General features: G+C 63.6%; 9 protein-coding genes and 1 riboswitch. All 9 genes read right to left on the bottom strand.

Going from position 1 to position 8997, the window contains the following annotated elements; translation table 11 throughout:
- Positions 1-94 precede the first annotated feature (94 nt).
- The 9 genes from Q4C89_RS12385 to Q4C89_RS12345 all read right to left on the bottom strand — a co-directional run bounded on the left by Q4C89_RS12385 (position 95) and on the right by Q4C89_RS12345 (position 8613).
- Positions 95-1474: a hypothetical protein gene (locus Q4C89_RS12385; RefSeq protein ID WP_303102929.1), complete on the bottom strand. Its 1380-nt coding sequence runs from the start codon at positions 1472-1474 to the stop codon at positions 95-97.
- Positions 1471-1854, bottom strand: a complete 384-nt coding sequence (locus Q4C89_RS12380) for a hypothetical protein (protein ID WP_303102928.1) — start codon at positions 1852-1854, stop codon at positions 1471-1473. Before Q4C89_RS12380 ends, Q4C89_RS12385 begins: the two co-directional genes overlap by 4 nt.
- Positions 1851-3170 carry a DUF5691 domain-containing protein gene (locus Q4C89_RS12375; protein ID WP_303102927.1) on the bottom strand — a complete coding sequence of 440 codons (1320 nt, stop codon included), beginning with the start codon at positions 3168-3170 and terminating at the stop codon, positions 1851-1853. Before Q4C89_RS12375 ends, Q4C89_RS12380 begins: the two co-directional genes overlap by 4 nt.
- A gap of 331 nt (positions 3171-3501) precedes the next feature.
- Entirely contained in the window at positions 3502-4113 is a 612-nt protein-coding gene (gene cobO / locus Q4C89_RS12370) for a cob(I)yrinic acid a,c-diamide adenosyltransferase (protein ID WP_303102926.1), read from the bottom strand.
- Between the two features lie 77 nt (positions 4114-4190).
- Complete coding sequence (locus Q4C89_RS12365; RefSeq protein ID WP_303102925.1) at positions 4191-5054, bottom strand: ABC transporter substrate-binding protein; 864 nt, start codon at positions 5052-5054, stop codon at positions 4191-4193.
- Positions 5055-5185: 131 nt separating this feature from the next.
- Positions 5186-5301: riboswitch (cobalamin riboswitch) on the bottom strand.
- A gap of 89 nt (positions 5302-5390) precedes the next feature.
- Positions 5391-6161 (bottom strand): MetQ/NlpA family ABC transporter substrate-binding protein, encoded by a 771-nt coding sequence (locus tag Q4C89_RS12360; RefSeq protein ID WP_303102924.1) that lies wholly within the window; start codon positions 6159-6161, stop codon positions 5391-5393.
- A gap of 36 nt (positions 6162-6197) precedes the next feature.
- Positions 6198-6968: a MetQ/NlpA family ABC transporter substrate-binding protein gene (locus Q4C89_RS12355; protein WP_303102923.1), complete on the bottom strand. Its 771-nt coding sequence runs from the start codon at positions 6966-6968 to the stop codon at positions 6198-6200.
- A 35-nt stretch (positions 6969-7003) separates the two neighbouring features.
- Entirely contained in the window at positions 7004-7660 is a 657-nt protein-coding gene (locus Q4C89_RS12350; RefSeq protein WP_303102922.1) for a methionine ABC transporter permease, read from the bottom strand.
- Positions 7657-8613, bottom strand: a complete 957-nt coding sequence (locus Q4C89_RS12345) for a methionine ABC transporter ATP-binding protein (RefSeq protein ID WP_303102921.1) — start codon at positions 8611-8613, stop codon at positions 7657-7659. The genes Q4C89_RS12350 and Q4C89_RS12345 overlap by 4 nt, the downstream gene beginning before the upstream one ends.
- Positions 8614-8997 lie beyond the last annotated feature (384 nt).

The raw sequence follows: 8997 nt of genomic DNA, 5'->3' as shown, positions 1-8997 counted from the left end.
CTCCGGCCCCATGCTCGCCAGCTCCAGCAAACGCTCTGGCGGCGTCCCTTTGCGGCGGGCTTCGCGTTTCAGGGCGGCGAGGTCTGGGGGCGGGTTAACGGTGGGCTGAGCCATATTTCTCCTTGTAACGGGGCAAAAGCTGCGGCGCGTGCTGCTGAATAGACTGGCCTAGCTGCACTACGGCGGCGGGCGACATGTGGTAGCCCAGCATCTGCCCTAGCACGTCGGCGCGCTGCGAATGGGCCAAATAGTCCATGATTCTCAGGTAAACATCGGGCCGAGTGTCGCGGTACTGCATGTACAAGCCCGTGAAATCTATGCGCCCGCCCGCCAGCACGGGGCCACCGTCCGAGAGGAGTTCTTGCCAATCGGCTTCGGTCAGGTTGGGGTGAGCAAACAACGCCGAGCGGCTGAAAAAGTTGGGCGTACTGCCTGCCACCTGCCGCAGCAACTCGCGGGGGGCGTGGGGGTTAGACAGCAGCCGCAGGCGCACAGTTTCGCTGCTGTCTTGGGCCAGCCCTTGCAGCGCACAGAGGTCACGCACGCGGGCGGCGACTTCGGCGCGTACCGCTTCGGAAGGGTCAGCGGCAGCGGCCTGAAGCAGGCGGGCATCTTCGGTTAGTGACAAGGCTTTGATTCTTAGCCCCTCGTTGGGAGACTGGGCCAGTTCAGCCAAGATGTGAGCGGCGCTCTTTGCCTCGCTAGGGGCAAACCACTGGGGCCACAGATTCAGAATGTGGCTTGCCAGCGTGGGGTCAGCGTCCAGCGCCAGCCGTTCACGCTGTGCTAGCGGCAAGGTCAGAAAGTCAAACTTTTGCCGTTCCAGCACCCGCACGGCATACAGGCGCACGTCTGCGTTTTCGTCGTCCAGCAGAGGCAATACCTGAGCAGGGGTCAGCGGCGCGGGCAAGGGGAACGATTGGCGAGTCAATTTGTGGGTGTACGCGCCCAGACTGCGGGCCAAAATGGTGTATCGCACGCTGGCGGCGGGGTCTTGCAGGAAGGCCGTCACCGCCGCCGCGTCCAGCCCCGCGTAAGCCGCAAGTTCCATCCTGACTTCTTCGGCGGGGTCGCGTTGCAGGCGTTCCCAGTCGGCCTGAGCCAGTGGCCCACGCGCCAGCAGCATCTTGACGGCAGCGGCCCGCACGGTACTCCGCTTATGGCGGCTCAGTTTTTCCAGCACCTCGGCGGGCAGGTTGGGGTGTTCGGTCAGCGCCTTCAGCACCGTCCATTGCGGGTCGCCTGCCAGGTGCAAAAGCGTAGGCAAAGCTGTACTGGGATGCTCGGCAACGCGGGTACGGGTGGGCATGTCGCTGCTGCGGGCGAGCTTATCCAGCACGTCGGGCGGCGTAGTTTTGGCCTGCGCCACACTGCGCGAAAGTTGAGGGTCTAGCGCGGCGATTTCCAGCAGTCGGGCGGGCGTGGTGCTTTTGCGGCGAATTTCTCCGCGTAGGGCGGCGATGTCTAAGGTCATACAAAGTCCTCCTGCATAGGCAAGCGCCCCGCCGTATAAGCCTGCGCCAAAGCATTGATGTAGGGGTCACCCGCTACGGCGTGCCAGTAGGCTTCTTGAATGAGGCCCAAGTCATCCGAAACGCAGGCAGCAAGTTCACTGTGACCCGTCGCCCGCATCACCCACCCAAAGACTTCTTCGCGGTACTTTTTGTCGTCGCGTTGCAAACTTTTAAGCGTGTGGGCCTTTGTTTTGGCTTTTGCAGCGCTTAATGTGGCTTCGGCGCTTTCCCACAGGGCGGTCAGTTCTGGCGCGTCCCGTTCGTCCAAGTACAAGTTTGGGTCAATGCTGCCGAGGTCAACATTTTGCCAAGCGGGTTGGAGGTTATGCTTCTCTTTCATGCCAAATCCTCCAAAACCCGCGCCCACTCGCGCCGCAGCCGCAAAATTTCGGTCAGCGAACGCCATGCGGCTTCGGCTTCGGCTTGGCGCTCAGCGTGCGAGTATTTCTGGCGTTCTTCCCAGGCTGTAGGCGGATGGTGGGAATCTTTGGGACGTAGGGCCAGCGCGAAAGGCAACGGCTCGGGCGCGGCGATTTTGGTGGCGGGGTCAAGGGACTGGGCGAGAAGGTCAAGGGCCATTTCATTGCGCTGGCCCTTTTCCTGAATGGACTTGAGCCAAGCCGCCGCATCCCCCGCGTTCAGCACAGGCGGCGCTTTGGCCGCACGTTCAGGCCGTTCGCGGTCACGTTGCGCCCTGAGTTGGTGGCCCAGTTGCCAGTGTTTTTTCTCGGCGGCCTGCAAAAGCTGTTCACCGCGTACGTCTAGCGCCTTCAACAGCAGCGAAAAGGGCAAAGCCCCCAGCAGGCGGTGAAGGTCGGAGTCGTCGTAGGCACCCGTTTTGACCTTGCCCAACGCTTCAGGGAGGTCGAAGGGCTTGAAGGAAATTTTGTCCTGCTGCACCTGCACTGCTTGCGGCAGCAGCGCCAGCAGTTCGTCTTGCAGTGGCCCAGGCAGATGCCCCTGAAGCATTCGCGCCCGCCGCTGCACCTCCGCCGAGCGGTCTTTTTCGGCGTGTTGGAGCAGTGGCAAGTCAGTGGGCAAAAGCTGACGCTCCAACATATCCAGCAGGTCGCGCCGCCCGTCGGCGTTGGTTTCTTTCCACAGTTCCAGGGTTTGCGCCGCGCCCGCTGTGGGGTCAGCGGCCCGCGCTTCCTGCAAGGCGTCCAGGCGTGCTTCCCACTGGGCCTGCGCCTCGGCTTTTTCCCAGGCTCTGTGCAGCGGGTGCGCGTCCAGTACGGCTTTGCCGCGTTCGTCCAGCAGGGGCCACAGGGCAGTCGTCGGCGTCTGATGGCCCGTGTAAAGCTCAAGCACCTGCGCGGCGCTCAGCGTCCACTCTTTTGCCAAAACGTCTCGCAGGGCGCTCTCGAAGGCCGGACTGTTCCGCAGTTGCCGCAGCAGGGGCCACAGCTTTTCGGGCAGCGGGCGAGCGGCGGGCGGCAGCATGGTGGGTGGGGGCGTTTGGGCGGTGTCCAGCGCTTTGCCAGCTCGGGCGTGGAGTCCGGCCAGGGCCGCACGCGCCAGCAAAAGCTGTTCGGGGGTGTCGGCGCTCACGCGGCTGAGGGCCTCACCCAGCGGGCCTGAATCGGGCTTGGGGAGTTCGGCACGGGCCGTTCCGCGCAGGGCAGTGGCCGCAAGGTCTTTGAGCGGGGAGGTCATAGCAGGGGAGAACTCCTGGCAAGAATGTGATTTGAGTGACTCTGGCCCAGTTTAGAACGCCGTGTCGGTAGAGAAAGCATTTCACCCTCGGATGATTCGGTGGAATTGTTACGCTAATAACATAACACAAAAATGGACCGCTCTCAAAGCCGGGTGGTCATCAGGGAGAGGCCAGGGCTGGAACTCTACAGGTGCCCGTCCGCTGGCGAGGAGCAGGCCATCAAGCCGCCCCAGAAAAGCAAAGAGGCAGAGAAACCTTCTGAAGTTCTCTGCCGCACACACCACATTTAAAGTTCGCAGTCCGCCCGGCTGAAGCCGACGGCGACCTCACTCAATACTCGATTCCCTGCTGTCCGCCGATGCCCTGCTCGTAGGCGTGTTTGACAGGCTGAATCTCGCTGACGGTGTCGGCCAGGGCGACCAGTTCGGGAATGGCTCCGCGCCCGGTGATGACGATGTGCATGTTCGGGTCGCGTTCGCGCAGCACGGTCTCGACCTCCGGCCACGCGACCCAGCCGTACTTGAGGGGATAGGTGAATTCGTCCAGCACCAGCAGGTCGTATTCGCCGCTCTCGATGGCCTCTTTCGCCAGTGCCCAGCCGTGCGCGGCGAGCTCCGCCGAGTTGTCCAGATCCTTGCTGCGCCACGTCCAGCCGTCGCCCAGGCCCTGGTAGGGAATGCCCAGCAAGTCGAGCGTGCGGTGCTCACCGAATTTGGCGGTGTCGTGCTTGAGAAACTGGAACATCTTGGTCCGCAGGCCGCGCCCGTGTGCCCGAATGAGCAGGCCCATCGCGGCGGTGGTCTTGCCCTTGCCGTTGCCGGTATTGACCATCAGCAGGCCGCGCCGCCCCTTGCTGATGCCTTCTTTCTTGCGGTAGTTGTCGCGCTGCTCGGTCAGTTCGCGCATGGCGGCTTCGCGGCGCTGTCTGGTCACGTCGTCCATCTGGAACCTCCATCGGTGGCTCTGCAAGTTCGGTACAGTCGGGGGCAAGGCCACGTCAGACCCGGCCCCCACTTCGATTATTTGGCTTCGGGGTGAATCATCTTGATCAGCGCCCGCAGCGCCACCGCCAGACGCGGGCCAGGGCGCGAGAGGGCGTCCCTTTCCTCGTCGGTGGGCTTGTAGACCCGTCCGTTTCTCACGGCGGGCAGCGCGGCCCAGCCGGGGCGCTTTTTGGCGTCGTCAGGAGTCACGCCGATAACCACGCGGGGCGCACTTTTGACGATTAGCTCAGGGTCGATCTTGGGAAAGTCCCCCAGTGCCGCCGGAATGATGGTCTGCCCGCCCGCCTTCGTAATCAACGTGCCGATGAAGGAATTCGGCCCGACGCTGTAGGGCGCGGGGTCCACCTCGTAGTACACGCTGACTTTGGGCAGGCCCACCACGCTCTTTTGCAGGGTGTTCAGTTCGGCCCGCATGGAGGTGGTCAGGCGGGTGGCGGCGGCTTCACGGTTGACCAGTTTGCCGATGGTGGCGATTTTTTCGAAGACCTCGTTGTAGGTCTGCCCGGTGCCGCCGTAGACGGTCAGGCCCGCCGCCTCAAGTCTGGCGGTCAGTTTGGAACTCTTGGACTCGTCGGCCAGAATCAGGTCGGGTTTGAGGGCCACGATTTTTTCCAGGTCGGGCGAAAAGGCGCTGCCGACCTTGGGCAGTTTGTCCACCACGGCGGCGGGGTAGTTGCTGTACTTGTCCACCGCAATCAGTTTGTCGGCAGCGCCCAGGGCCACCATCGTCTCGGTGTGCGAGGGCAGCATGGTGATGATGCGTTTCGGCTCGCTCTTGAGGGTGATGGTTCGGCCCAAGTCGTCGGTGATGGTCAACGGGTATTTGGTCGCCGCCGCCGCAGAAGCGAGGGCGAAAGCCGCCAGAAACAGTGGTCGCATAAAAAGGCTCCAGTTGTGCGGACGTGACAGCGCAGAGCGGGCGCACAGCAAGAAAAAACCCGCTCTGGCCGGGGCCGGAGCGAATGCGAGACGCAGCGCGGAGTACGGCCCTCTTGTGGCGAGAGGTGTTCCTTGTTCGGAACGTCCCTGAGAGGCATTCGGACTCATGAGCGTGGCTCCATTACCGCTGCGCGACAGTGCCGGAATCTCACCGGACTTCCCCTGGCTCAGGTCAGGCGATTGTACCCCCTCTCCCGCCGCGTTGCCTGTGGGGCAGCCAGAACACGAAAAACCCCCACCAGCTCAGGCGGGGGCTTGTCACTTTTCGGCAGAAAATCAGAACGCGGGAACCACGGCCCCGTTGTACTTCTTGAGGATAAAAGCCTTCGTTTCGGGGCTTTGCAGCGCCTTGACGAGCTTGCGGTAATCGGCGTTCTTGAGGGTGGCGGGCTTGACGGCCAGCACGTTGGCGTAGGGGCTGTTGCGGTCCTCAATCAGCAGGGCGTCCTTGAGGGGATTCAGGCCAGCGTCCAGCGCGTAGTTGGTGTTGATGACGGCAACGTCCACGTCCTGGAGCGAGCGGGGCAGCTGCGCGGCTTCGAGTTCGCGGAACTTGAGGCGCTTGAGGTTGGTGGTGATGTCGAGCACGGTGGCGCTGATCCCCGCCGAGGGCTTGAGGCGAATCAGGCCCGCCCGTTCCAGCAGCTTCAGGGCGCGTCCGCTGTTGCTGGGGTCGTTGGGAATGGCGATGGTCGCGCCGTTTTTCAGCGACTTGAGGCTCTTGACGCGCTTGCTGTACACGCCCATCGGCTCGACATGAATCTTGGCCCCGGCGACGATGCCCAGCGGGCGGTCCTTCTGAAAGGTGTTCAGGTAAGGCACGTGCTGGAAGAAGTTCACGTCGATGCTGCCGTCGGCCAGTGCCAGATTGGGCTGCACGTAGTCGCTGAATTCCTTGATTTGCAGCGTCACGCCCTGCTTGGCGAGGATGGGCTTGACGAAGTTCAGGATTTCGGCGTGTGGCACGGGGCTGGCCCCGACGCGCAGGGTTCCGGCGGAGGCGGCAGAGGCGAGGGTGAGGGCGGACAGAATCAGAACTTTACGCATGGGAATGCTCCTTGAAAAGAGGGAAGACCGGGAAGGTCAGAACGCGGGAAGAATGCTGCCGCCGTACTTTTTCAGCATCCAGGCTTTGGCCTCGGGGCTGGTCAGGGCGGCGGTGAGTTTTCGCAGGTCGGGGTTGTTCAGCTTGTCTTTGGTGGTCGCCAGGACGTTGACGTACACGCTGTTTTTGCCCTCGTGAAACAGGGCGTCCTTGGTCGGGTTCAGGCCGATTTGCAGCGCGTAGTTGGCATTGACGATGGCGGCGTCCACGTCCTGCAAAGAGCGCGGCAACTGCGCGGCTTCCAGTTCGCGGAACTTGAGGTTTTTGATGTTACTGACGATGTCGGCGGGCGTGGCCTTCACCCCCGCGCCGGGCTTGAGGCGAATCAGGCCCGCTTTTTCGATCAGCAGCAGGGCGCGGGCCTCGTTGCTGGGGTCGTTGGGAATGGCGATGGTGCCGCCCTTGGGGATGTCGGTGAGCTTCTTGTACTTCTTGCTGTACAGGCCCAGCGGCGGCAGGTAAATCTTTTTGACCACCACGATATTCAGCGGGCGGTTTTGCTGAAAGGCGTTCAGGTAGGGCGCGTGCTGAAACAGGTTGGCGTCGATGCTGCCTTCACCCAGCGCCACGTTGGGCTGCACGTAGTCGCTGAATTCTCTGATTTGCAGCGTCACGCCCTGCTTGGCCAGCATAGGTTTGACGAATTCCAGCAGTTCGCCCGCTGGCACCGGGGTCGCGCCGACGCGCAGGGTTCCGGCGCTGGCGAAGGAAGCGAGGGTGAGGGCCGACAGGAACAGGGTTTGACGCATGGCACAACCTCCTTGAGATAAGTAGAGACGGAACTTCAGCGGTGGTCGCTGCGGCGGGCAGCCCAGTCGCCCAGCCACTGCACGCCCTGCACCAGCAGCAGCAGCACCAGCACGGTGGCGACCATCACGCCCGTTTCGAAGCGCTGGTAGCCGTAGCGAATCGCCAGGTCGCCCAGTCCCCCGCCACCGATGGCCCCCGCCATGGCCGAGTACCCGATCAGGTTGACCACCATGACGGTGAAACTCTGAATCAGGGCGGGTCTCGCCTCGGGCAGCAGGACCTTCCAGACGATTTGCCCGGTGCTGGCCCCCATCGCCCGCGCCGCCTCGACCACGCCGCCGGGCACGCTGTAGAGCGCCCCGTCCACCAGCCGCGCCACGAAGGGAATCGCCGCGATGGTCAGCGGCACGATGGCGGCGGTGGAGCCGATAGACGTTCCTGTCAGCAGGCGCGTGAGCGGAATGAGCAGCACCAGCAGGATGATGAAGGGTAAGCTGCGCCCGATGTTGACGATGGCGTCCAGCACGCGGTTGAGCGGGCGGTTGGCAAGCAGGCCACCCGGACGGGTCAGCGTGAGCAGCACCCCCAGCCCCAGCCCCAGCACTTCAGCGATGACGGCGGCGGGAATGACCATCTGGAAGGTTTCCAGGGTCGCCTGCCACAGCAGAGGCCACAGTTCGGCCCAGTTCATGCGCCCACCGCCTGACGGGTCAGGGAGGACAGCGCCCCAGTCTGCGCTTCCGGCAGCGCCAGCCAGGTGTCCACCCCCTGCGGGTGCGCCTCCGCCAGCACGATGCGGGCGCCGATGCCGGCAAGGGCGGCCAGGGTAGACGCGCTGAGGTCGTCCAGGTTGACGTGCTGCAACACCTCGCCGGGCGCGAGCTTCACTTCGGGGCGGTGGGCGTCCAGCAGGGCGCGGGTGACCTCATGCTGCGGGCGGCCCAGCAGGGCGCGGGTTTCGCCGCTTTCCACCAGTTGCCCGCCGTTCAGCACGGCGACATGCGTGGTCGCTGCCCGCACGACTTCCATCTGGTGCGTGACAATCACCAGGGTCAGGTCACGCTCACGCTGAAGCTGCGTCAGCAATTCCAGAATCCCGGCGCTGGTTTCGGGGTCGAGTGCGCTGGTGGCTTCGTCGGCCAGCAGCAGATCGGGGTCGGTGGCGAGGGCGCGGGCAATCCCGACGCGCTGCTTTTGCCCGCCCGAAAGCTGGGCCGGATAACGCCCCGCGAAGTCGGCCAGCCCCACCTGGGCCAGCAGTTCACGGGCACGGGCCTCGCGGCGTTCACGCGGCACGCCCAGCAATTCCAGCGGCAGGGTGACGTTGCCCAGGGCGGTGCGCTGTGCGAGCAGGTTGAAGTGCTGAAACACCAGCCCGGTGCGCGACTGCCGTTCCCGCCGCGCCCGACTGTCCAGATGCGTGCTGTCTTGCCCTGCAATCAGGAGTTGACCCGCGTCGGGCGTTTCCAGGCCGCTGATCAGGCGCACCAGCGTGCTTTTGCCTGCGCCACTGCGCCCAATAATCCCCATGCGGCTGCCTCTGGGCACGGTCAGCGTCAGGTCGCGTAGGGCGGGCTGCGCCTGACCGGGGTAGGTTTTACGAACGTCGATAAATTGCAAGGCGGGGGCAGATAAATCACTCAAGGGAGTCTCCTGACGGCGGCGGGCAGCAAAAAAGGGTGTCCCCTTCCTGCCGAGGGCAAAAACGCTGCCTGACCTGGAAGGGGACACACCTGTCACAGTCTGTCCGTTGGAACACCAGCACCCGAAAAGGCCCTGGAGGAACACCCTTCCTTTATCGTTCCCAGCATCAAAAACCATCGTTGGAGCCTGCCGGGGTCGGGAAGCACTGCGCCGTGATGAAGGCCAGTTGCTGCGGCGCGGACGAACATCGCGGTTCATTTCCCATCGCGCCGACTCTGGATAAAGGCGACCCGCAGAAAACGGGCCAGAGGCTACTCTAGGAAGGTTGACCAGAACTGTCAACCATTGACCGCCGGGCTTTTCACCGATTCGGGGTGCGGCTCA

The organism is Deinococcus sp. (assembly GCF_030523985.1).
Taxonomy (GTDB): Bacteria; Deinococcota; Deinococci; order Deinococcales; family Deinococcaceae; genus Deinococcus.
Note: the sequence above shows the minus strand (reverse complement) of the source record. Positions and strands in the feature narration are given on the sequence as shown.

Coding starts and splice junctions, on each gene's coding strand:
- Q4C89_RS12385 (WP_303102929.1), bottom strand. CDS start 1,474: ATGACCTTAGACATCGCCGCCCTACGCGGAGAAATTCGCCGCAAAAGC.
- Q4C89_RS12380 (WP_303102928.1), bottom strand. CDS start 1,854: ATGAAAGAGAAGCATAACCTCCAACCCGCTTGGCAAAATGTTGACCTC.
- Q4C89_RS12375 (WP_303102927.1), bottom strand. CDS start 3,170: ATGACCTCCCCGCTCAAAGACCTTGCGGCCACTGCCCTGCGCGGAACG.
- cobO (WP_303102926.1), bottom strand. CDS start 4,113: ATGGACGACGTGACCAGACAGCGCCGCGAAGCCGCCATGCGCGAACTG.
- Q4C89_RS12365 (WP_303102925.1), bottom strand. CDS start 5,054: ATGCGACCACTGTTTCTGGCGGCTTTCGCCCTCGCTTCTGCGGCGGCG.
- Q4C89_RS12360 (WP_303102924.1), bottom strand. CDS start 6,161: ATGCGTAAAGTTCTGATTCTGTCCGCCCTCACCCTCGCCTCTGCCGCC.
- Q4C89_RS12355 (WP_303102923.1), bottom strand. CDS start 6,968: ATGCGTCAAACCCTGTTCCTGTCGGCCCTCACCCTCGCTTCCTTCGCC.
- Q4C89_RS12350 (WP_303102922.1), bottom strand. CDS start 7,660: ATGAACTGGGCCGAACTGTGGCCTCTGCTGTGGCAGGCGACCCTGGAA.